The following is a 1089-nucleotide window of genomic DNA, read 5'->3' as shown; positions in this document are numbered from 1 at the left end:
GCCGGGTGTTGGATGTCCCGGTTCAAGCCCGTAGTCGTGGTCTCTAGGCAAATCCGGAGATCTTAGATGAGAGGTGATAACGAGGCCGCTTGCGGCCGAAGTGAGTGATACCCTGCTTCCAGGAAAAGCCACTAAGCTTCAGCTATTGACGACCGTACCGCAAACCGACACTGGTGCGCGTGATGAGTATTCTCAGGCGCTTGAGAGAACTCTGGAGAAGGAACTCGGCAAATTGACACCGTAACTTCGGAAGAAGGTGTGCCTTTAGTAGGTGAACCCATTCACTGGGGAAGCCCAATGAGGCCGCAGAGAATCGGTGGCTGCGACTGTTTATTAAAAACACAGCACTCTGCAAAGACGAAAGTCGACGTATAGGGTGTGACGCCTGCCCGGTGCTGGAAGATTAAATGATGGGGTGCAAGCTCTTGATTGAAGTCCCAGTAAACGGCGGCCGTAACTATAACGGTCCTAAGGTAGCGAAATTCCTTGTCGGGTAAGTTCCGACCTGCACGAATGGCGTAACGATGGCCACACTGTCTCCTCCAGAGACTCAGCGAAGTTGAAATGTTTGTGATGATGCAATCTCCCCGCGGAAAGACGGAAAGACCCCATGAACCTTTACTGTAGCTTTACATTGGACTTTGAACAGATCTGTGTAGGATAGGTGGGAGGCTTTGAAGTACGGTCGCTAGATCGTATGGAGCCGTCCTTGAAATACCACCCTGGTGTGTTTGAGGTTCTAACCTTGTCCCGTTATCCGGGATGGGGACAGTGTATGGTGGGCAGTTTGACTGGGGCGGTCTCCTCCCAAAGCGTAACGGAGGAGTTCGAAGGTACGCTAGGCACGGTCGGAAATCGTGCTGATAGTGCATTGGCATAAGCGTGCTTGACTGCGAGACTGACAAGTCGAGCAGGTACGAAAGTAGGACAAAGTGATCCGGTGGTTCTGTATGGAAGGGCCATCGCTCAACGGATAAAAGGTACTCTGGGGATAACAGGCTGATACCGCCCAAGAGTTCATATCGACGGCGGTGTTTGGCACCTCGATGTCGGCTCATCTCATCCTGGGGCTGTAGCCGGTCCCAAGGG

The 1089-nt window shown here is 52.7% G+C and carries 1 rRNA gene; it reads left to right on the top strand.

From position 1 onward, the window contains the following. Positions 1–1089 (top strand): 23S ribosomal RNA (locus H537_RS0119105); the annotation flags it as partial.

Source organism: Azohydromonas australica DSM 1124, assembly GCF_000430725.1.
GTDB lineage: Bacteria > Pseudomonadota > Gammaproteobacteria > Burkholderiales > Burkholderiaceae_C > Azohydromonas > Azohydromonas australica.
Note: the sequence above shows the minus strand (reverse complement) of the source record. Positions and strands in the feature narration are given on the sequence as shown.